The following is a 22697-nucleotide window of genomic DNA, read 5'->3' as shown; positions in this document are numbered from 1 at the left end:
TAAATGTTCGGTAAAATCAGGAAAGAGTAATATTATTTGAACTCTACGCGTACAATATCGCCTAAATGAAGGCCAAGCAAACCACTTGCATTTCCCTTGTTGATGGCGATTTCAAGATGATTGCTGATACCAAACAGGCAAAGCTTTTCGCCCTCCGGTACCTCGTTATAGTGCCAGCTCAATTGAGAAATAGTTTCGTTCTTCCTGAAATAGAGAGTGAAAGCCCGGTTCTGCTGTACTTTATTAAAAAGCTCTTTAGAGATGTTGGTTATAACGTTCTGGAAAGAGTCTATATAGATAACGCTACCGCGGATAGTGTCTTTCTCAATAACCGGATGGAGGGTCATTTTTTCCTCAAGACCAGACACAGGAATGCCGATATCCTTAAGCTCGCCACCAGCAGCTATATGACACGATGCTTTAGTGAAAATATCTGTTAGCGGAAAGTGCAGGAACTTTAGATCCTGCATAATGTTCAGCTCTACAATTTCTTCTGGTTGATTGCCCTCAAACATCAGAGAAAAAATGCCGTTATCAGATCCTACAAAGAAGTGATCTTTGTATTTTACGGCAAGATATCGGGTGTTTTCATTATACACTGAATCAATGCCGATAAGGTGCACTGTTCCTTTCGGGAAATATGGAAAAGCGTTTTTTAAAACGAAAGCTGCCTGAAGGATGTTAAATGCAGAAATGCTGTGAGTAACGTCAATAATATTCGCTTGCGGCATCAGGCTTAAGATACTTCCTTTAAGGGCAGCCTGATAAAAATCTTTGTAACCGAGGTCGGTTGTTAAAGTAATTATTGCCATTAAAATGTGAATATTAATTGTTAATCTTGCTTATAGATTGAAGCTGCAAATATTGAATTTTAATCGCACAAATAAATCAAAAACTAAAAAAAGGATAACTTGAACGAATTAAAGATTGATCTTGAGAACGTTAACCCCGTAGTTCTTTGGGGCCCAAATAACGAGTATTTCGAAGTAATTAAAAGACAGTTCCCGAAGATAAAAATTGTTGCTCGTGGGACAGAGGTGAAAGTGCTGGGAGATGATGCTGAGTTGACCGCTTTTAACAATCGTTTTAAAGAAATCTTAAAACATGTTGAACGTTATAACAGTCTTGAAAGTAATGATCTTGAGCGTTTCCTTGGTGCTTCTGTAAACATCCAGACAGATGCTGAAGGCGGGGATAAGCCGCAAGGTGGAGGAGGTGAGCCTATAGTTTTTGGGCCTAACGGAATTGTGGTTAAAGCAAGGACTGCCAATCAACGTCGCATGGTAGAGGGGATTAATAAAAGCGATATCCTTTTTGCTATTGGCCCTGCTGGTACAGGTAAAACATATACCGCTGTAGCGCTTGCCGTAAGAGCTCTGAAAAACAAAGAAATAAAACGTATCATCCTTACACGTCCTGCTGTAGAAGCTGGCGAAAATCTTGGTTTTCTTCCCGGGGATTTAAAGGAGAAGATAGATCCATATCTACGCCCTCTATATGATGCGCTGGACGATATGATCCCCCCTGAAAAACTCAAGTTGTATCTGGAAAATAGAACGATTGAAGTAGCCCCTCTTGCCTTTATGCGTGGTCGTACACTGGATAATTGCTTTGTTATATTAGACGAAGCCCAGAACGCAACCGACATGCAGCTAAAGATGTTTTTGACACGGATGGGACCTTCTGCTAAGTTTATCGTAACTGGCGATATAACTCAGATCGACTTACCAAAGAAACAACATTCGGGATTACATACTGCCCTTAGAATACTTGACAACATAAAGGGAATCGATATCATTTACTTAAGCGGAGAAGATGTCGTAAGGCATAAGCTGGTTAAACAAATACTTAAAGCTTACGGGGATATACAGTAATTGAAGGATAGAGGGATAGGATGAGAGAATGATAGAAGGATAGAATGAGAGAATGAGGGAAGGATGGAATAGGGAAGGATTGAATGAGGGAAGGATAGAAGGATAGAATGAGGGAAGGATAGAAGGATAGAATATGAGAGGATTGTAGTCCCGGATGAGGGGAGGATGAAATGTTAGAAGGAATGAGGAATAAGCTGCAATTTTGAGCTTTTTGAAATCATTAAGGAACCAAAATCAATAAAAAAACTATTTTTGCGACAATATTGAACCATTTATTCATAGATTAAATTAATCATTCATTCATTCATTCAGTCAGTCAGTCATTCAGTCATTCATTCATTCAGTCATTCATTCATTCAGTCATTCATTCATTCAGTCATTCATTCATTCACTCACTCACTCATTCACTCATTTTTTACACCACTCATGTCTGCAATAAAAGAAACCAACTTTAAATTTCCTGGTCAAACCAATTATTACAAAGGAAAAGTTAGAGACGTATACACGATCTCTGATAAGTATCTTGTGATGGTAGTAAGCGACAGGATCTCGGCTTTCGATGTAATACTGCCTGAACCTATTCCTTATAAAGGTCAGGTGTTGAACCAGATAGCTGCTAAGTTTCTTAATGCTACGCAAGACATTGTACCTAATTGGGTAATTGATGTTCCGGATCCTTCTGTAACGATTGGTAAAATTTGCCAACCTTTTAAGGTTGAAATGGTTATTAGAGGATACCTGGCTGGGCATGCCTGGAGAGAATATGCAGCTGGAAGGAGACAGGTTTGCGGAGTAAGTCTTCCCGAAGGATTAAAGGAAAATGATAAGCTTCCGGAGCCTATTATAACACCTACAACGAAGGCGGCTGTTGGGCATGACGAAGATATCTCCCGCGAAGAGATCCTTAGTCAGGGAATTGTTTCTGAGGAAGATTATCTTAAACTGGAAGAGTATACCAGAGAGTTGTTTCAAAGAGGGACTGAAATTGCAGCCGAAAGAGGTTTGATCCTTGTTGATACCAAATATGAATTTGGTAAAGCGGAAGGAAGGATCTATCTAATCGATGAGATACACACACCAGACTCTTCACGCTATTTTTATAAGGATGGTTACGAAGAGTTGCAGGCAAAAGGAGAACCTCAGAGGCAACTATCGAAAGAATTTGTAAGGAAGTGGCTTATAGAGAATGGTTTCCAGGGTAAGGAAGGACAAACTGTTCCAGAAATGACTCCTGAACTAATTAAATCTATTTCAGATCGCTATATTGAGCTATATGAGCACATCACTGGCGACGTTTTTAGAAAAGCTGAAGCCTCTGAAGTTCTGAAAAGAGTAGAAAACAATATACTTGAAAGTCTAAATCGTTTGAAGTAAGAAATTCCGGTGGATTGGAGCCGGTGATTTTATTGTAATATTATTAAGGAAATCATCTACAAGAGGGCAATTGCAACTAAAAACAATTGTGCCGTTAGAAATAATTTTTTAATATTGTAAAAGCATATTGCAGAAGGTAACTATGAAATTTACGGTAGACAAACACGAGAAGTACGTATTAATTAAGTTGAATGAAGCAAAGCTGAACAGCTTGATCTCTCCTCAGCTTAAATCCGAGTTGATTCTAATTAATACAGAGGGGATTCGCAATATCATTCTTGACCTTTCAGGAGTAAAATACTCTGATTCATCAGGTTTAAGTAGCTTATTGGTTGGTCACCGCCTCTGTAAAAATGCTGATGGTAGTTTTATAATTACTGGCGTTAACGAAAATATTGATCGCCTTATTACCATTTCACAATTGGAAAGCGTTTTAACAATAGTGCCTACTGTTGAAGAAGCGATCGATCTGATTTTTATGGAGGAGATCGAACGTGAATTGAAAAAAGAGGCGAGATAATTGCTTCGTAAAGTTCATGAGGTTTGATGTAACTATTTTAGGAAGCAGTTCAGCTACCCCAATTTTTAACAGATATCCAAGCGCACAGCTTTTAAATATTAATGAAAGATATTTTCTCATCGACTGTGGAGAAGGTACCCAGCTGCAGTTATTGCGGAACGGTATCAAGGCCCAGCGTATTGAGCATATCTTCATAAGCCACCTTCATGGCGATCATTATCTTGGTCTTGTAGGGCTTCTTTCTTCCATGCATTTGAATGGAAGAAAGAAGCCTCTTTTTATTTACGCTCCTGCAGAATTAAAAGAGATACTTGAAGTTCAATTCAAGTATTCCCAAACAGACATCCGTTATCCTATTGAATATTACTTCACTAATTCAGAAGTACCTGAAAAGATATTTGAAAATCAGGATGTGGTGGTGGAAACGATAATTCTTGAGCATAGGATACCTTGTACCGGGTTCAAGTTCACCCAAAAGAAGCGACTCCGCAAGTTGCTGAAAGAAAAGGTTGAAGCCTTAGACTTGCCCCTTCCCGCTATTCATCTTCTTAAAAGAGGGATGGACTTTACAGATATGGATGGTAAGGTGTATCGTTCTGAAGATTTTACTACAGATCCTGATGAACCCCGGGCGTACGCCTATTGCTCGGATACTATTTGTAACTGGAAATATCTTGATTCTATTCAGGGAGTGGATACGCTTTATCATGAATCGACATTTATGCACGACATGATCGAGCGGGCGCAGGAAACATTTCACACAACAGCTTTACAAGCCGCAGAAATAGCTGTAAAGGCTAACGCGAAGCAATTGCTCCTTGGTCACTTTTCTGCACGATATAGGGAATTGGAACCGCTTCTGCTAGAAGCGCAGACGGTATTTCCAAACTCAAAATTAGCTATTGAAGGCACAGTTTTTCAGTTATAGACTATGTGATATTTTCATTAAAACAAGAAAGCCCGTTTAGTTGCATACCAAACGGGCTTTCTTGTTTTAATGTATTTCCTATTATACCTAATCTTTCCTCCCCCCGAATACGGAGAAGCTAACATATCTTTTTGGGTTTGCCTTAAGATCTATCATCAACTTATTCAAGTTTTCTGCGGAGCTATTAAGGTTATTGTATAGTTGTTTGTCATTAAGCAATTGGCCGAGGGAGCCTTCTCCAGTGTTTACTTTATTAACGGCTGTCTGGAGATCCGCTATCGCTTTATCTGCATTTTTAATAGTAGTTTCAAAATTAGCTCTGGCGAATTGATCGGATACCGACTCGATGTTAGACATGATAGTAGTGATCTTTTTGTTGTTTTGAGCGAAGTTTGTAGAGATAGACTCCAAATTTGAAAAGATGGCATGGAGTCGGCTGCTCTCTGCTCCAACCATATGATCTACTTTCATAGTTGTAGATTCAAGGGTTTTAAGTGACTTGGCGATACTTGCAAAACTGCTGTTGAAGTTGCGTTGGAATTCGGGACTAATAGTATTGTCAACCGAAGTTAGTATAGAGTCAAGACGGGCGATTATTTGTTCCGCTTTCTTTTGCACGGGCTGAACCTGCTCTAACAAGTCCTTTGATTTATTAGCCTTTAAAGTATCTCCACTTTTGGCATAAACACCACCTTCTCCAAGGTCGAATACAATTGCTTTACTACCAAGTAGGTCTGTACTTTCTATTTTTGCGATTGTGTTTTTGGGGATTTCGTATTCGGGTTTAATTTTAAACTCCGCCAGTATTGTGCCATTGGGTTGCAAGGTAAGATTAGATACCCGGCCTATCTGATATCCGTTAACAAGAACTGGTTTTGAGATGGCAACTCCTTCCACATTTTCGTAGATAGCGTAGTATTCATTTTCTCCCGAAAAAACGTCGTTTCCTTTTAAAAAGCTATATCCTAAAATTAAAATAGTGATGGCAACAGCCGCTAAGATTCCTACTTTAGTTTCGTTTGTTATTTTCAAAGCGTAAATATTTTTTTCAAATATAGTATACCTTTCAGGTTTTTAAAGCTCCAACTGCTTCTTATACCCCTGAATTGCTTTTAACAAACAATTTACAATTTCGTTTTGACCATATTCCGATACCATATACTCTTCTTCCTCTTTATTACAAACAAAGCCGATCTCTGTGAGCACAGCAGGCATACCTGCACGGGCTAATACTGCTAGTCCTTTTTCTTTAACCCCACGGTCTATACGCCCTACTTTTACATACTCGTTTTGAATAAATGATGCAAGTTTGATGCTTTGCTCACGAAAGGCATTCTTCATCAGGGAAAAGATGATCATACTTTCAGGGTCATTCGGATCGTAACCGTCATAATTATCTTTATAATCTTTTTCTAATAATATGGATTCGTTCTCCCGGGTAGCAATGTCTTTAATAGCTTTATTTTGCTCATCTAAACGATGAAAACCAGATACAAACGTTTCAACTCCTTTTGTTGAACTTCTGCCTTTATAATTCTTAGGCATATCATTACAGTGTATTGATATAAACAGATCCGCTTTAACCCGGTTAGCTAATCCCACGCGTTCATACAAGGGGACGAACACATCCGTGGTACGTGTATACACTACTTTAACATCCGGCATTGAGTCTTCTATGGCTTTTCCCAATTTAAGTGCAACTTGCAATGCCAATTCTTTTTCCTTAGCGATTGCACCCCTAGTTGCCCCGTCTTCTCCACCGTGTCCTGCATCAATTACGATCGTCTTTATACGATATGGTGGTATATTGGAGTTATTAGGAAAAGAAGAAAAGGGAAGAAGCAGCATTGCGGCTGCAAAGGCAATAATGAATCGTTTTAATGGTTTTAATTTCATTAAATTTGAACTGTAATTTTTAATTGAAAAATTAATATACAACATCACACTTGGAATCTATCAATTTTATATTCTCGAGATACGTGTTTTTGGTTTTAATGGTTGCATTTAGTATGAAACTTGATGCCCAACAGACACAAAATACCTCTAAACCCCCTAATCGAAAGACTGATACAGTATCTGCAAATTTAACGGATACTTTGACAAAAAAGTCTAATTCTGGCTTAAATTCTACGATAGAGTATCACGCTGAAGATTCTATTAAATTCAGCATTGATAGAACTATTGTTTATCTCTATGGAAAGGCTCGTGTTTCGTATGAGGAAATGGAATTGTCTGCAGATTATATCAGGCTTGATCAGAAGAACAAAGCAATGTTTGCTAGTGGATTAAACGATAAATATGGTAGATATCGCGGCCGGCCTATTTTTAAGCAAGGCCAGGAGCCGCCTGTAAGCACCGACTCTCTCATTTATAATATGGAAAGTAAAAAGGGCTTGGTTTATAGCTCTTTCACTGAAGTAGAAGGAGGATACATATCAGCCCAAACATCAAAAAAAAATCCCTATGATGAGGTTTCTTTCAAAAATGGTGTTTATAGTACCTGTAACCTGCCTCATCCCCATTTCGGTATCCATATTTCGAGAGGAATTATTACAAAGAAGAGAATTGTTAGCGGGCCTGCATATCTGGAGATAGAAGATATTCCTTTTCCTGCAGTACTACCATTTGGCTTCTTCCCCAAAACAAATAAAAGAGCTTCCGGATTCCACTTCCCGAGTGTGGGAGAGGACGGCGCCCTCGGGTTTTTTCTAAGAAACACCGGCTGGTATTTTGGTATAAACGATTATTGGGACGCTGATATATTAGCTACGGTATGGAGCAAGGGATCTTATATGGGAAATCTGGCAGTCCGTTACCGTAAGAACTATAAATTTAATGGGGGCTTAAACTTCGCTTACAGTTCCACCTTACCGACAAGAGGAGTAGAGGGTACCGAAGCCTACAATCCTGCTAAGAACTTCAGTATCACCTGGAACCATCAGCAGAATGCCGCAGCACACCCGGGAGTTAATTTTGGAGCCAACGTCTCTATACAAACGGCAAAATTCTTCGTAGATAGCCGGGCTGGCGCTACTTCAGATGTGAACCGTCTCACCCAGTCGCAGTCTACTTCGAGTATAAACTATGGAAGAACATTTGCTAATAATCTTTTCAGCTTCAGTGCCAGTGCCAATGCAAGTCAGGATTTCAGCACTCAAATAGTCAATCTGCAGCTGCCTACATTTAACTTAGGTATGACTACTATTAACCCCTTTGAAAGAAAAAATGGAACGGGTGAGCCCAAATGGTATGAAAAGATCTCCGTGGGGTACAATATGTCGGGTAGTAATAGTATCACCGAAAAGGAGTACGACCTTTTTGATAAAGGCTTAAAAAATGCACAGAACGGAATTACGCAGGTTATTCCTATAAGTATTAATTTCAACCCGCTTAAATATTTTCAATTCAGTACAGGAACAACCTATAACGAGCGTTGGACTTTTAGAACGGTTCGTTACGAGTATAAACCGAAGGAAAATAAAGTTGATACGAGTTTTGTCAGAGGGTTCGCAAGGAACTTTGATTATGGTTTAAACGGGAGTTTATCAACGAAATTTTACGGGATGGTCCCGTTTAAAAAAGGGAAGCTAATGGCGATCCGCCACATTGTTACTCCATCTACAAGCTTCAACTATACCCCGGATTTTAGTTCTGACAATTTCGGTTTTTTTAGTTCTTACAAGGATTCTACCGGGCAGGATGTGCGATACTCCATATTTAATGGAACTGGAATATCCGCTCCTGGCATGGGGAGACAGGCTTCCATGTCTTTCTCATTAGAAAACACAATTGAGGCTAAAGTTAAAACAACTGGTGATACTGCTAATGCCTTCAAAAAAATTCCTATCCTCCAGGGACTAAGCTTTAATGGTGGCTATAATTTCCTTGCCGAATCTTTCAAGTTGTCGGACATAAACTTTTCAGGTCGGACCTCACTGTTTGATCAAAAATTAGCCCTCAATTTTGGAGGAAACTTAAGTCCTTACATGCAGGATGAAAACGGAAATAGAATTGACGTTTATACTTTTCGTAAAGGTAAGTTGCCTCGCTTAACGTCCTTCACTTTTGGCACCGGATATAATTTCAACTCCGCCGCACTTAAGAAAAGGCAGGAGAATCTTGAGCAACAGCAAGAGAATCCGCAGATAAGTCAGCAGCAAAGGCAGGATATTTCAACCATATTGAATAATCCAAACCAATTCGTAGACTTTTCTATCCCCTGGTCGTTCAACTTTACGTATAGTTTAACTTATACCAATCAGGGCTTGCAGAAGAATCTCGCCAACTCCCTGAATTTTAATGGTGATTTGAGCGTTACTCCCAAATGGAAGGTGATGTATACTTCGGGCTGGGATTTTAAACAGAAAACATTTACGATGACATCATTTTCTATCGCAAGGGATCTCCATTGCTGGGACATGTCTTTCAATTGGTTGCCCTTTGGTCGCTTTAAAAGTTATAGCTTTGACTTGAGAGTTAGGGCCTCTATTTTGCAGGATTTAAAACTTAGCAGAAGAAATACAAACCCAGTTAGCTTTTAATGCAAGCAGAAATAATAACAATAGGCGATGAGATCCTGATTGGACAGATCGTCGACACAAACTCCGCATGGATTGCTCAGCAATTAAATGCTATTGGTGTAAGGGTAAAGCAGATCAGCTCTATTTCGGATGACCGGCAACATATTATCCAGGGCTTAAAAGAGGCTGAGGAAAGAGCAGATATTATTATCATTACTGGAGGGCTTGGTCCTACAAAAGATGATATCACTAAAAAAACGCTTGCAGAGTATTTCAACGTAGGCTTTAAAAGAGATGCAGCAACGCTTGAAGTTGTTGAAGGAATTTTTAAACGTCATAATAGGCCTCTGCTAGAGATCAATATCCGCCAGGCTGACGTACCGGAAAATTGTACCGTGCTTCTGAATAAAAATGGAACTGCCCCTGGTATGTGGTTCGAACACAATGGAAAGGTATACGTTTCCATGCCTGGTGTTCCTTTTGAAATGATGTATCTGGTAGAAGAGGAAGTTCTTCCAAGGATTAAAACACATTTTAAACTGGAAGCTATAGTGCACCATACTATTCTCACCGCTGGTATAGGTGAATCTTTCTTAGCAGAAGCCATTGCTTCGGTTGAGGATGCTCTACCCTCTCATATAAAGCTGGCATATCTTCCTAAACTGGGGCAGGTAAGATTGCGGTTAAGCGCTTATGGACAGAACGAGCAAATCCTGCGTGACCAGATCAACATTTATGTAGATCAGATTACAAGCCTTGTTGGCGATTTCGTTGTCACTTCTGAAGATAAACCATTAGAGAAAGCCATAATGGATTTCATGAAGGAGAGGAAATTGACAGTGGCTGTTGCAGAGAGTTGCACAGGAGGATTTCTATCTCATCTGTTCACGCAGCACTCTGGTTCTAGTGAGGTATTTCTTGGAGGCGCTGTTACCTATTCAAATCATCTAAAACAATCTTTACTAGGTGTTGCGCAAAATACGTTGGAGCAATTTGGCGCAGTAAGCGAACAAACTGTCAGGGAAATGGCACTCGGGGCTTTCAATAAATTCGGTCCGGATTATAGTATAGCAATTTCGGGTATTGCAGGGCCGGGGGGCGGAACCGTTGAAAAACCTGTTGGAACAGTTTGGGTAGCAATAGCGAGCAAAAGCAAAGTAACTGCCAATAAGTTTCAATTTGGTAGCCGAAGGCAACAGAATATCGAAAGATCTGCAATCAATGCCTTAATAATGCTATTTAAATTACTTAAGGAAGAGCATGTGTAAGTGTTAAAAAGATTTATTTTTGCACCGTACTTTATTCAATAATATGGCTCAATTCGAATTATTGCTTCCAAAAATGGGAGAGAGCGTAGCTGAAGCTACCATCGTTAAATGGCTTAAACAGCCAGGAGACACCATAAAGGAAGACGAAGCTGTGGTTGAAATTGCGACTGATAAAGTCGATTCTGAAGTGCCATCACCAGTAGCCGGAGTTTTAATTAGTCAGCTATACCAGCATAATGAAGTGGCTCAAATTAATTCTGTTATAGCAATCATTAAAACAGAAGGTGAGGAAAAGGAAGAGAAAAGAGTAGAACAGGTTTTTGAACAGCCTACTGCTATTAAAGACCTTCCTGGAGCTGACGTAATAATTCCTCCTCATTCGGAGAGCCCTAAGATTGCGCCACCATCAGCTCCTGCCATAAAACAAGGATTTCGTTTTTATTCCCCGCTCGTAAGAAGTATAGCTACAGAAGAAGGGCTGTCTCAGCAAGAGTTAGACTCGATTGAAGGAACTGGAGCAGAGGGCAGGGTAACCAAGCAAGACGTCCTGGAATATGTTAGGTCTAAAAACGCAGGACAAGGTTCTTCAGCAAAAGAATTGGATGTCGATCAAAACAATACTAGCAAGCAAGAGGCGACAACTCAGGAATATCAATACCCAATTGAAAGAAGATTGTCGAAAGAGCATCAACCAGTAATAAACATCGGACTGGGTGATGAGATAATAGAGATGGACCGGATGCGCAGATTAATAGCTGAACATATGGTTATGAGCAAGGAAGTTTCTGTTCACGTTACTTCTTTTGTTGAAGCTGATGTCACTAATCTTGTTAAATGGCGAGATAAAATAAAATCTGCATTTGAGAAAAGGGAAGGCCAAAAGATCACTTTTACCCCGGTTTTTATCCAGGCAGTAGCTAAGGCTATCAAAGATTTTCCGCTTATCAATGTATCTGTTGACGGTACCAGGATTATAAAGAAAAGAGATATCAATATCGGAATGGCGGCCGCTCTACCAAGTGGTAACCTCATAGTTCCAGTAATAAAAAATGCAGATCAACTCAACCTGGTTGGTCTTAGTAGAGCTGTTAACGACCTGGCAAAACGTGCCCGTGGTAATAAGCTACAGCCAGATGAAGTAAAAGACGGTACTTTTACCATTACTAATATTGGTCCTTTCGGAAATATCATGGGTACACCTATGATCAATCAGCCTCAGGTGGCTATCCTTGCTGTAGGTTCAATCCAAAAGAAACCTGCAGTTCTAGAAACGGAACATGGGGATGTTATAGCTATCAGGCATAAGATGTATTTATCCATGTCCTATGACCATAGGGTGGTAGACGGCGCGCTGGGCGGAATGTTCCTCAAACGTGTTGCCGATTATCTCGAAAGCTGGGACCTTAACCAAGAGATTTAATTATAATAGAAAAGGGAGAGCTTTCTTCCTTTTCTTATTCCATTTCTTCTGCCTTTTTTTCCTCTATTTTTGCCACAATCCGATTTTTCTTCAGATCTATTCTTATCATCGCATATAAGCTCATGTAAATATTTGCTATCCATACCAGGGAAAAGCCTCCGATCAGGTACCCTCTCCAATCATTGTATAAGAGCTGGTAATCAGTCATTATCAGGAAAAGAGCAGTCACATAGTGACTAAAGCAATACTCACAGGTAAAGAGATAAAAGAATTTCCTTTTCAATAGATGCTTGCTCTTTTGCGATTTATCCACACAGTACTCACGGGGTTCTCTGAAAACTTCCTCATGAGTTACTGTCCAGGCAATACATGCGATTGGTATTGCCAGTAGAAATAATCTGATAATTGATTCTGACTCGTCCATCTCATCTAGTACAAAAGAATAAGTCAATTGTTTAAACCCTGTTAGTCTAATAAAAAACATTTGCCACTTGTCGAACATCTTGAGGAGAATCCTGTTTGAATGCAAATCATCCTTTGTTAAATGCTAATACTATCCCTCTCTGTATGAACCGTTTCGTTAAAGTCAGCCTTATCGTTATCGGGGTTTTTACAGTATTGATCTTGATTATGTGGCTGGGCGTCGCAGCTTATGTCACTATAAATAAGAGGGAGATCCTTGAAAAAGTGACGCTCGAGATAAATAAGGATATCCGGGGTCATCTAACTATCGAAAGCATGGAACCTTCTTTAATTCAAGGTTTTCCGGGTGTTGCTGTATCCTTGAAGAACGTTCTGCTTCGTGATAGTTTGTATAAGGAGCACAAACACGATCTGTTAAGAGCCAGGCAAATCTATGTAGCAGTAAATTCGTTCTCGCTGATTAGTGGAAAGCCAACTTTCCAATGGATGAGTGTTGAGGACGCTGAAATTTATCTTTATACTGATAGCCTTGGATATAAGAATACAGAAATTTTTAAGCCCTCCGCAAAAGGAGGAGGTGGGAAGCCAAAAAATAAGTTCAATAGAATTGAGCTTAGGAACGTCAAATTTGTCTATGACAACAGGTCGAAAGACAAGTTCTTTGATTTCTCAATAAGGGATTTCAAAGGGAAGATAAAATATTATCCAAATGATTGGAAAGCAAAGGTGAAGATAAACACCATGGTACGTTCGCTAACCTTCAAAACGAGTAAAGGTAGCTTTATTAAAGAACAGCTGTTACAGGCGGAACTGGACTTGAATTATAATCACGTTAACCATATTTTGAGTATCCCTTCGAAACGGGTTCATATAGGAGGACAAGCTATCGACCTGGGTGGAGATTTTTCTTTTGCTCCCAACAACTCAGATTTTTCACTTAATATTAAGGCACAAAGCATTACCTATGAGAAGGTTCTATTATTAGTAACTCCTCAGATTGCCAATGCCTTGAAACGATATAAAATAGAGAAGCCTTTCTTGGCAGCAGCATCAATCAGGGGAAAGTCAAAGGGGGCAGATACACCTTTGGTAAATGTTTCTTGGGCTGTTAAGAATAGTCGGATAACGCTGACAGGAGAACCTTTAGAAAATTGTACTTTCACCGGAAGTTATTCTAATGAGGTGATAAAGGGCAAGCCCCGCTTAGATCCTAACTCCATAATCGTCCTGCGTAATTTTGTAGCCAACTGGCGAGGTATTCCTTTCAGGTCAGATTCCCTGAAGATCATTAACCTGAAATTTCCTGTTCTTCAGGGTCGTTTTGTATCCAACTTCAAATTAAGGCAACTAAACGAAGCTTCTGGTTCAGAAACATTCCTTGCAAAAGGGGGATCAGCTAGTATCAATTTATTCTATAAAGCACCTTTAAACTCTAATAGTGTCATTGAACCTTTTATTGCAGGAACGGTAACTATTAAAAATGGAGAGTTGAATTATGTTCCGAGAGCATTATTATTTAAAAATGTAAACGGACAATTGAATTTTCAGGGACAAGATCTATACCTCAAAGACTTCGTTGTTCAAACTGCTTTCAGCAAACTTTATATGCGTGGCGCAGTTAAAAATTTCGTTAATTTTTATTATACAGATCCTCAACGAATTATACTTGATTGGAATATTTCCAGTCCCCAGATAGATTTGAAGGAATTCCTTGCTTTCCTTGCTGCCAGACGGCAGGTTAAAGGAAACTATAGGAAAAATAAAATAGGTAGGTTATTCCGTCAATTGAACAATGTTTTAGACGAAGCCAGCGTACATCTGGAGTTGAAATCGGATAAGTTGCGTTACAAACGGTTTGCGGCAACAAACACCCATGCTAACCTAAACCTTAATCAAGATGGAATAACTATAAAAGATGTTAGTTTACGGCACGCTGGCGGTGAATTGAATATAAGTGGAGATATTGCTCAGAAGGCCACAAGTACCAATCCCTTTAGGGTGATTTCACGTCTTCGTAATGTAGATATTCAACATCTCTTTTATGCTTTCGAGGATTTCGGACAACAAAGTATCACTAGTAAAAACATAAAAGGCAAATTTTCAGCCTTGGTGAACGTTAAGGGTCTCATGAACCAATCAGGCACAATTGTTCCCCGGTCTTTTACAGGTAAAGTAGATTTTAAGCTAAAAAATGGAGCTCTAATTGGGTATGCTCCAATGAAAAAGGTTGGAAAGATCGCCTTTCCGAATAGGGACTTCTCTAACATCACCATAAATGATCTGTCTAACACTCTTATTGTAAAAGGCGATAAAATCGAGATCCCTAAAATGACGGTGATGACCAGTGTTTTAAATATGATCGTGGAGGGGACTTATGGAATAGGAAAGGGGACAAACATTGGACTGCAAATTCCTATTAGAAATCCCGAAAGAGACAAAGATCTCCCGGATAGCTTAAAACAGAAGAGGATAACAAGGGGGATTGTACTAAATCTTACTGCCACAGACGATGAGAACGGAAACCTGCGGGTTAAACTGGGAAAGAAAGACGATGATGAGAAGGAAAAAGAAAGCGAGAAAGCAAAGAACAAAGCGGAGGCACGAGAAAGCCGGAGGGAGAAAAAGGCAGCACAGGACAGTCTGAAAAGATAGTTTCTGTAACGAAAATTGAACTCTTTTTATTGGGAGAAAATTTAAAATAGAACCGTTTTAAATTAAGAATACGACAAAATCGTAATTGTAACAACCTTGATAATTATTTAAAGCACCGTACTTTTACATCAATTGTAGGATCACCAGAATCAAGACAAATGGATGTAGAAATTCTTTCAAGAATACAATTTGCGTTTACCATCTCCTTTCATTATATCTATCCACCGTTAAGTATCGGACTCGGTTTAGTCATGGTTGCTATGGAAGGTCTTTACCTGAAAACCGGAAATAAGCTGTACGAGAACATGACGAAGTTTTACACCAAGATTTTTGCGCTCATCTTTGGGATAGGTGTTGCTACAGGCATCGTTATGGAGTTTGAGTTTGGAACAAATTGGGCAACATATTCTAAATATGTGGGCGATGTATTTGGATCAGCTCTTGCAGCCGAGGGCATATTCGCTTTTGCACTTGAATCAGGATTTTTAGGAGTACTACTGTTTGGTTGGAACAAAGTGAGCCCGCGCGTTCATTTCTTCTCTACGGTAATGGTAACACTCGGTTCTATGTTTTCTGCTATATGGATCGTTGTTGCTAACTCCTGGCAGCAAACACCAACAGGCTATAAAATAGAAGGTGAAGGATTAGCCGCCCGGGCAGTTATTACTGATTTCTGGGAAATGGTTTTTAATCCGTCTTCTATACAACGTGTGTCACATGTTTGGATTGGTTCATTCATCGCTGGCGCTTTCCTGGTACTTAGTATCAGTGCCTACTATATCCTTCGGAAAAAACATCTCCCATTTGCTAAATCTTCTTTTAAAATAGCGCTGTGTATAGCTACAGTATCATCTCTTCTACAACTTGTTGCTGGTCACGCATCTGCAGATGTTGTGGCAGAGCATCAACCTGTTAAGCTTGCCGCCTTAGAGGGGCACTTCGAAAGGGATGCAGCAGCGGACATGTATTTGTTAGGCTATATCGACACAAAGAATAATAAGACAGTTGGATTGAAGATCCCGGGGGGGCTTAGCTTTTTAACTCATGGAGATTTCAACGCCCCGGTTAAAGGGTTGAATAATTTTAGTAAGCAAGATCAGCCACAAGCGCTTAATGTTGTTTTTCAAACTTACCACATCATGATAGCAATTGGAATGTTTATGATTGCGCTCACTCTCTTCGCCTGCTGGCACTGGTATAAAAAGTCGCTATTCGAAAAAAAATGGCTCATGCATATTTTTATGTGGTCGGTATTTCTTCCTCAGCTTGCCAATCAGGCCGGCTGGTTTGCTGCTGAGACAGGAAGACAGCCCTGGGTTGTATACGGGCTTTTAAGAACGTCTGATGCTCTTTCTCAAGCAGTAAAGGCAGAACAAGTGATCTTTTCTCTGATCTTGTTCTCAGTTGTTTATACACTTCTTTTTATATTGTTCATTTATCTTTTGAACAAGAAGATAAAACACGGACCGAGTCAACCCGGTGAGGATATTGACCACAGTCCACAGTTGAAAAGTATGGCAAACGAATTAGGTTATACAAAATAATGGCTACAATTTTTGGACTTGATTATCAAACTCTCTGGTTTCTCGTTATCGGAGGAGTTTTTACTGGCTACGCAATTCTCGATGGCTTCGATCTTGGAGCGGGAGCCCTGCATCTATTTTTCAATAAGGAAACCAGTAGGCGAATTGCTTTAAACGCTATAGGACCAGTGTGGGACGGTAATGAAGTTTGGCTGGTAATAGGAGGGGGAGCCTTATTTGCAGGTTTCCCCGGCGTCTATGCTGCTGTTTTTTCTGCCTTTTACATGCCTTTTATGCTTTTCCTTACCGTACTTATTTTTCGTGCGATTTCTATAGAATTTAGGAGTAAGGAATCAATGCCTTGGTGGCGTAAGATGTGGGACGTGTGTTATTGTCTGTCTAGCACTACCATTGCCTTCTTGCTCGGGGTTGTATTAGGCAACCTTTTGTTAGGGATCCCTATCGATGATAAAGGGAACTTCACTGGTACGCTTGCTTATTTTCTCAATCCATACTCGGTAATGGTTGGTATCACTACCCTTGCTTTATTTATGATGCACGGTGCCATATATTTAGTCATGAAAACAGAAGACAGGCTGTATACTAAACTCACAGTAATGGTTAGGAATACAACTATTTTTTTCTCCATTTCGATACTCTTGTTAAGCTTCTATACACTTTTATATATTCCTCACCTCTCTAACGCCATAAGGAACAATAGTTGGATGTTCTTTATACCGGTAGCTATGGTCTTCGCTATTGCAAACATTACACGGATGGTTGCAAAAAGACAATATCGCTTTGCATTTGTATCCTCAAGTATAACTGTAAGTTTATTATTAATTATAGTTGCGGTAGAGTTATATCCCAATATGGTGATATCAACTGCTAACCCTGCCTATAATTTAACCGTTTATAACTCAGCTTCCTCGGAAAAGTCTCTTGGGATTATGCTTCTTGTTGCTGCCATCGGTGTTCCTTTGGTAATTGCATACACAACCTTTGTATTTTGGACCTTCAAAGGCAAAGTTAAGTTGGATGAGATGAGTTATTAGAATGTAATAAAGTAAAAAAGGTATCGGATTAATTCCGATACCTTTTAAAGTCAACTTGTTTGCCTGCAGCACCAGTGTATTTTACTTTACAAGAGCTGGAACCTACTACTATAGTAAGCACCAGGAGAACGTACATTAATTTCATGGTCGATCTCCCAAAAATACTAAACCGATACTTAATTAAGTAATATTTTAGATTTTTAATGAAATTGGAAGAATTCGGCTAGAAGTATAAAGTGAATTTCCCTGATAGATATATATTCAACTGCTCCTCCACCAGTTCCCCCATAGAACCACATTTTTTAAATAAATCCTGCTTGTGGAATTCTGCAAGGTCAATTCCAAGCTGTTTTACTTTTTGAACCGGTGCAATTTCGTCTTGTTTCATTGCTTTTAAGATATCCGCAAGCCGGTAATGGACCAACTTAGCTCTGTTCTTGATCAAGCTTCGCTCTTCTTCCTGGTATTGTCTCATCGTTTTTTTATCCATGTGTTGAATACCAAGAGTCACTAATGAATTATTTTCTTTAAAGAAGTGAGGAAGATAAAATTGCCTCCTGCCTTCGTACGATTGCTGGTCAAAATCTATTGCTCTGATCCTGTATTGATTGCCTTCTATATCAGGGGTTATATGAACCACGTAATTGTAAGAGCGCATATCACCCAGTAACCTGATAAAACATCTTTCATTGAACTTTACAAATTCCTTGCAGATCCTGATCTGATTGAACTTCGAAGTATTTATTCTTTGGCGGATAAACAAGTCGCCCGGGAGACCAGAAATGTGCTCTTCAATCAGGGTATGATTATCTGTTAGATAAGTAAGACGGTTAGGTGAAAGGATATGCTCAAGTTCTAAACCATATACACGTGAGGCATCAGCTACTTTCACGTAAAAATAGTCATAGTTATCGTTGAACTTGTTGATTACTCTTATTCTAAAGGGCTTAGAATTACCAAACGTACAATAGTCGATCTGAGCTATCTGGAGATGATCCATTACTTCCATATCCCCGGCCGCATTCATCAAAGCATAAATATAGGTGAGATTTGGAAATAGCTCGTTCATCTCGCTTTGATCATAGTAAACCGTTTGCCACAGGGTATCGTTCCCGTTCTTATCTAAAAGCGGCACACTCATCTGAAAACGCAATAGGTCAGTGTACTGTACCGGGAGTTTGACTTCTCGATTATATTTAAGAAGGTAATCCCGCAATACGTCTTTAACCGGGTAGAAAAACTTTTTTCTAGAGGGGATATCAACCCTTGATTCGTAATCCGACATACTGTTTAATTTCTTTAACAAAAGACGTCTCTGACCCGTCGATTATAAATGATGAAAGTTATTTATTAAAATGATTAATGGAACCAAGGAAACTATTCCTGGTTTTGTTCACCATCTTCATCAATTTCTTCTTCCTTGTATTCAAGGATCTCTTTGCCCAGCAATTGGGCTTCTTCATTCTCCTCAAAGATAGGCGTATCGGTGTCGGGGTCTATTGTTATCCAGTGATTTTCTGTATCTTTTTGAATCTTCAAATATTCCTGGCCTTCAAGAAAAATAGTATAGATGTCGTCTTCTTCAGGGAAAACAGCATACGTGAAGCCTTGTAGTTCAATGTCGAATGGTTCTTTCATTTTCTTGCGATATTATTTTCTATCGATTGTTATATAATTTATTGAAGGGCGTAAAGTTTGCAAAATTTGTTTAGTAAATTGAATGGTATGACAAAAGGATTTTTCAAAGTACCCATTCCCAGGAACGAACCGGTCCTTAGTTACGAACCCGGTAGCGTTGAGCGGAAAAACATAAAAGACGCATTGAATAGGGCGTATCAAAACGAAGTCGACCTTCCCATGTATATAGGAGAAGAAGAGGTTAGGACTGAAGAGCGTATTGCTATAGCTCCACCCCATAATCATGCTCATGTTCTGGGCTACTACCACAGGGGAAACCGCCGGCATGTTGAGAAAGCAATTGATGCAGCAATCAGAGCAAAGGATGAGTGGGAAAACCTGCCATGGGAACAACGTGCTGCTATTTTCCTAAAGGCAGCTGATTTAATAGCGGGACCATACAGATTTGAGATAAATGCCGCTACAATGCTTGGCCAGTCAAAGAACGTTTATCAGGCTGAGATTGATTCGGCTTGCGAGCTAGTCGATTTCCTCCGCTTTAACGTGCAATATATGGCAGAGATTTATGCCCAGCAGCCGCCCGTATCGCCGGGCGGGGCGTGGAACAGGGTAGAGCAGAGGCCCCTGGAAGGCTTCGTTTTTGCACTTACTCCCTTTAATTTCACGGCTATTGCAGGAAATCTTCCATCCTCTGCGGCCTTGATGGGTAATGTAGTTGTATGGAAACCTGCCGATACTCAGATTTATTCTGCGGCAGTAATTATGAAAGTACTTAAAGAAGCAGGCTTGCCTCCGGGTGTCATAAATCTTATTTATGTTGATGGACCAGAAGCCGGTGATGTCATCTTCAAACATAGAGATTTTGCAGGTATTCATTTTACGGGATCAACTAAAGTTTTCCAAACAATCTGGAAGACAATAGGCGAAAATATCCACTTGTATAAAAGCTATCCAAGAATAGTAGGAGAGACCGGAGGAAAGGATTTTATTCTCGTTCATTCGTCTGCTAACGCAAAAGTTGCCTCAACTGCTTTGATCCGTGGAGCCTTCGAGTATCAGGGTCAGAAATGTTCTGCTGCTTCAAGAGCATACATCTCCGAGTCGCTCTGGCCCGAAATTAAAGACTATCTGCTGGAAGATCTGAAGAGCATCAAAATAGGTCCGGTAGAAGATTTTACAAATTTTGTAAATGCAGTTATCGACGAAAGATCTTTCGATAAGATAGTTGGGTATATTGAAAAAGCGAAATCTGATCCTGCAGTTGAAGTTTTAGCAGGAGGAAAATACGACAAGGCACAGGGATATTTTATCCAACCTACTCTGATCCTTGTGAATGACCCAGGGTATACAACAATGTGCGAGGAGATTTTTGGTCCCGTTCTGACTATCTACGTTTTCCCCGATGAGGAATTTACTTCTATCCTGAAGGTTATTGATTCTACTTCCCCTTACGCACTGACAGGAGCGGTGATCGCAACAGATCGATATGCAATACAGGAGGCAACTCATGCCTTAAGGAACTCAGCCGGTAATTTTTATATCAACGATAAATGTACCGGGGCTGTGGTTGGACAGCAACCTTTTGGCGGGGCAAGAGGCTCGGGAACTAATGATAAAGCAGGAGCAATGCTCAATCTGCTGAGGTGGGTTTCACCACGGACAATAAAGGAAACATTTGATCCACCGAAGGACTTTCGATATCCATTTCTTAAATCGGACGGATAGAAGCTACTACTACATGTATAAAAAAGGGGAACATTATCAATTTAAGCTCCCCTTTTTTTATTTCTATTTATCCATTACGATTTATCCGCGGTCTCTTTGGTTTTCCTGGCCCTGATCCAGATCCTGAATCATTATTATTACGGTTTGACCTGTAATCATTGTTATTATTGTATCCTGAACCCTGGCTGTTATATCCGTTGCCGTCTCCGCGGTTACCATACCCACTGTTCTGATTACCGTAGCCACTGTTTTGGTTACCATAACCATTATTTTGGTTACCATATCCATTACCATTGTTCCGGTTACCATAACCGCCTCCATTGCCGTTATTCTGGTTACCATAACTTCTGTTCTGGTTTCCATAGCCACCACCGCTATTGTTAGACCTGTTTGAACCGTAGTTTGATTTTCCGTAACCGTTGTTTGGTTTGCCCTTATTATAACCCCCTGTTTTAGGTTTCCATTGCACTTTTTGTGCTCTGTCTCTTTGGGGCTGGACTTCTGGTTTCGGTTTAGGCTCTTCAACAACAGCGTGTTTAACGCTGATCACATCTTCATCGATGGATCCTTCATGCAGGTTCACTATAGCAAGGTCGGCTGTTTCTTTACTGTCCATGTCAACAAAACCAAATCTCCTGCTTATTCCTGTTCGTTTGTCTCTGACAATTTTAACGGCTTCAACTTGTCCGAATGCCTGAAATATTTCTTTTAATTCTTCTTCTTCTAGATCGCGGGGAAAACCTCCTACAAAAACTCTTGACATAATTTAATAACAATGGTGGTAGATTATGTAAATATTAAGTTGCTACCTACTTTTTTACGATAAACCCTGGATTTGAGATACAAGGTTCGAGATATAAATGCAAAGATCTTAAAAAAGACGTACTAGTCTTAATTTTTTTTAAAAAATTATTCTAAAAACCGGTTTTAAGTGTTGACTAATGTGTTTTAGCAAGACGCTCAGATATTTAATAAACTCTAAACAAATATATCTAAAATTTATTGCTGAAACAGCAACATTTTTATAAAAAAGTATTAAGCCTGCAAACCTGATTATTCGTGCTAAAAATGACCTGTTTGATGCTACACAATTAGAAGATGAAATAATACAAAAGGTTTTATTACTTCAAGTGTTTTTTTGAACACTCTCTCACATTATTCTTCAGGGAAGAACAATGCCTTTAGCTCCGTTGCATCATCTGGTTTCATCTTTCCGGCCAGCATTAGCCTTAATTGTCTTCTTCGCAGAGCACCATCATACAGCTGCATTTCCTCTTCTGTTTCTGGAACCACTTCAGGGATTCGAAGTACCTTGCCATTTGTATCCTGTGATACGAAGGTATAGAAAGCTTCATTGCTTTTGGTTTTAACCCCCGAGATGTTCTCTGTCCAAACAACAAGTCTAACCTCCAGAGAACTGTGGAAAGCGCGTGTTACCTTAGCTTTTATAGTTACAACATCCCCTAATTTGATAGGCTGCTTAAAAGATACATTATCAACAGAAACAGTAGCGGCAATGCTGTTACAATGTTTTTGTGCAGAAATAGAGGCAGCGATATCCATCCATTGCAATAAACGCCCCCCCATTAAATTATTTAGTGCGTTAGTGTCGTTTGGCATAACAAGCTCATTCATTATGGTTAACGATTCTTCAGCAGTCTTTGAAATTATACTCATTTAAAAACAAAGGTAGGTTAAATGTGAATCCTTACAATACATCTCCCGACAAATTTAAAACTTGTGTGATAATTGTAAAGGCAATAAAGTAAAAGATGGG

19 protein-coding genes are annotated in these 22697 nt (G+C 39.6%); 11 read left to right on the top strand and 8 right to left on the bottom strand.

What is annotated here, in order from left to right; translation table 11 throughout:
- Positions 1-32: 32 nt before the first annotated feature.
- Positions 33-812 carry an SAM hydrolase/SAM-dependent halogenase family protein gene (locus tag J4N25_RS04210; RefSeq protein ID WP_207420893.1) on the bottom strand — a complete coding sequence of 260 codons (780 nt, stop codon included), beginning with the start codon at positions 810-812 and terminating at the stop codon, positions 33-35.
- A gap of 99 nt (positions 813-911) precedes the next feature.
- Here J4N25_RS04210 and J4N25_RS04205 point away from each other — a divergent pair, with 99 nt between their 5' ends.
- The 4 genes from J4N25_RS04205 (at position 912) to J4N25_RS04190 (ending at position 4696) form a co-directional block, all read left to right on the top strand.
- Positions 912-1874, top strand: coding sequence for a PhoH family protein (locus J4N25_RS04205; protein WP_207420892.1), 963 nt, complete (start codon positions 912-914; stop codon positions 1872-1874).
- A 426-nt stretch (positions 1875-2300) separates the two neighbouring features.
- A complete protein-coding gene (locus J4N25_RS04200; protein WP_207420891.1) occupies positions 2301-3248 on the top strand; it encodes a phosphoribosylaminoimidazolesuccinocarboxamide synthase in 948 nt (315 codons plus the stop codon).
- 142 nt (positions 3249-3390) lie between these two features.
- Positions 3391-3768, top strand: coding sequence for an STAS domain-containing protein (locus J4N25_RS04195; RefSeq protein ID WP_207420890.1), 378 nt, complete (start codon positions 3391-3393; stop codon positions 3766-3768).
- A gap of 16 nt (positions 3769-3784) precedes the next feature.
- Complete coding sequence (locus J4N25_RS04190) at positions 3785-4696, top strand: ribonuclease Z (RefSeq protein WP_207420889.1); 912 nt, start codon at positions 3785-3787, stop codon at positions 4694-4696.
- Between the two features lie 87 nt (positions 4697-4783).
- On the opposite strand, the gene J4N25_RS04185 is transcribed toward J4N25_RS04190, so the two are convergent.
- Both J4N25_RS04185 and J4N25_RS04180 read right to left on the bottom strand, forming a co-directional pair.
- Positions 4784-5728, bottom strand: a complete 945-nt coding sequence (locus J4N25_RS04185) for an MlaD family protein (protein WP_207420888.1) — start codon at positions 5726-5728, stop codon at positions 4784-4786.
- A 42-nt stretch (positions 5729-5770) separates the two neighbouring features.
- A complete protein-coding gene (locus tag J4N25_RS04180; RefSeq protein WP_207420887.1) occupies positions 5771-6592 on the bottom strand; it encodes an N-acetylmuramoyl-L-alanine amidase family protein in 822 nt (273 codons plus the stop codon).
- A 113-nt stretch (positions 6593-6705) separates the two neighbouring features.
- Here J4N25_RS04180 and J4N25_RS04175 point away from each other — a divergent pair, with 113 nt between their 5' ends.
- Genes J4N25_RS04175 through J4N25_RS04165 form a run of 3 tightly spaced genes read left to right on the top strand, consistent with a single transcriptional unit; the run spans position 6706 to position 11904 of the window.
- A complete protein-coding gene (locus J4N25_RS04175) occupies positions 6706-9237 on the top strand; it encodes a putative LPS assembly protein LptD (RefSeq protein WP_207420886.1) in 2532 nt (843 codons plus the stop codon).
- Positions 9237-10484, top strand: a complete 1248-nt coding sequence (locus tag J4N25_RS04170; RefSeq protein ID WP_207420885.1) for a competence/damage-inducible protein A — start codon at positions 9237-9239, stop codon at positions 10482-10484. The genes J4N25_RS04175 and J4N25_RS04170 overlap by 1 nt, the downstream gene beginning before the upstream one ends.
- A 43-nt stretch (positions 10485-10527) precedes the next feature.
- Entirely contained in the window at positions 10528-11904 is a 1377-nt protein-coding gene (locus tag J4N25_RS04165) for a dihydrolipoamide acetyltransferase family protein (protein ID WP_207420884.1), read from the top strand.
- Between the two features lie 34 nt (positions 11905-11938).
- Here the strand turns inward: J4N25_RS04165 and J4N25_RS04160 are convergent, their stop codons facing one another.
- A complete protein-coding gene (locus J4N25_RS04160) occupies positions 11939-12388 on the bottom strand; it encodes a hypothetical protein (RefSeq protein WP_242695772.1) in 450 nt (149 codons plus the stop codon).
- Between the two features lie 83 nt (positions 12389-12471).
- Here J4N25_RS04160 and J4N25_RS04155 point away from each other — a divergent pair, with 83 nt between their 5' ends.
- The 3 genes from J4N25_RS04155 (at position 12472) to cydB (ending at position 17557) form a co-directional block, all read left to right on the top strand.
- Complete coding sequence (locus tag J4N25_RS04155; protein WP_207420883.1) at positions 12472-14979, top strand: AsmA family protein; 2508 nt, start codon at positions 12472-12474, stop codon at positions 14977-14979.
- A gap of 158 nt (positions 14980-15137) precedes the next feature.
- Positions 15138-16523: a cytochrome ubiquinol oxidase subunit I gene (locus J4N25_RS04150; RefSeq protein WP_207420882.1), complete on the top strand. Its 1386-nt coding sequence runs from the start codon at positions 15138-15140 to the stop codon at positions 16521-16523.
- Positions 16523-17557: a cytochrome d ubiquinol oxidase subunit II gene (gene cydB / locus J4N25_RS04145; RefSeq protein WP_207420881.1), complete on the top strand. Its 1035-nt coding sequence runs from the start codon at positions 16523-16525 to the stop codon at positions 17555-17557. The genes J4N25_RS04150 and cydB overlap by 1 nt, the downstream gene beginning before the upstream one ends.
- Before the next feature lie 223 nt (positions 17558-17780).
- Here the strand turns inward: cydB and J4N25_RS04140 are convergent, their stop codons facing one another.
- Both J4N25_RS04140 and J4N25_RS04135 read right to left on the bottom strand, forming a co-directional pair.
- A complete protein-coding gene (locus tag J4N25_RS04140; RefSeq protein ID WP_207420880.1) occupies positions 17781-18842 on the bottom strand; it encodes a hypothetical protein in 1062 nt (353 codons plus the stop codon).
- Between the two features lie 92 nt (positions 18843-18934).
- Positions 18935-19195 (bottom strand): hypothetical protein, encoded by a 261-nt coding sequence (locus J4N25_RS04135; RefSeq protein WP_207420879.1) that lies wholly within the window; start codon positions 19193-19195, stop codon positions 18935-18937.
- An 87-nt stretch (positions 19196-19282) separates the two neighbouring features.
- Here J4N25_RS04135 and pruA point away from each other — a divergent pair, with 87 nt between their 5' ends.
- Positions 19283-20920 (top strand): L-glutamate gamma-semialdehyde dehydrogenase, encoded by a 1638-nt coding sequence (pruA, locus tag J4N25_RS04130; protein ID WP_207420878.1) that lies wholly within the window; start codon positions 19283-19285, stop codon positions 20918-20920.
- Between the two features lie 67 nt (positions 20921-20987).
- Here the strand turns inward: pruA and J4N25_RS04125 are convergent, their stop codons facing one another.
- Positions 20988-21683 (bottom strand): RNA recognition motif domain-containing protein, encoded by a 696-nt coding sequence (locus J4N25_RS04125; RefSeq protein ID WP_207420877.1) that lies wholly within the window; start codon positions 21681-21683, stop codon positions 20988-20990.
- 392 nt (positions 21684-22075) lie between these two features.
- A complete protein-coding gene (locus tag J4N25_RS04120; protein ID WP_207420876.1) occupies positions 22076-22597 on the bottom strand; it encodes an acyl-CoA thioesterase in 522 nt (173 codons plus the stop codon).
- Positions 22598-22697: the final 100 nt, after the last annotated feature.

The sequence above is a fragment of the Desertivirga brevis genome, from assembly GCF_017355835.1.
Note: the sequence above shows the minus strand (reverse complement) of the source record. Positions and strands in the feature narration are given on the sequence as shown.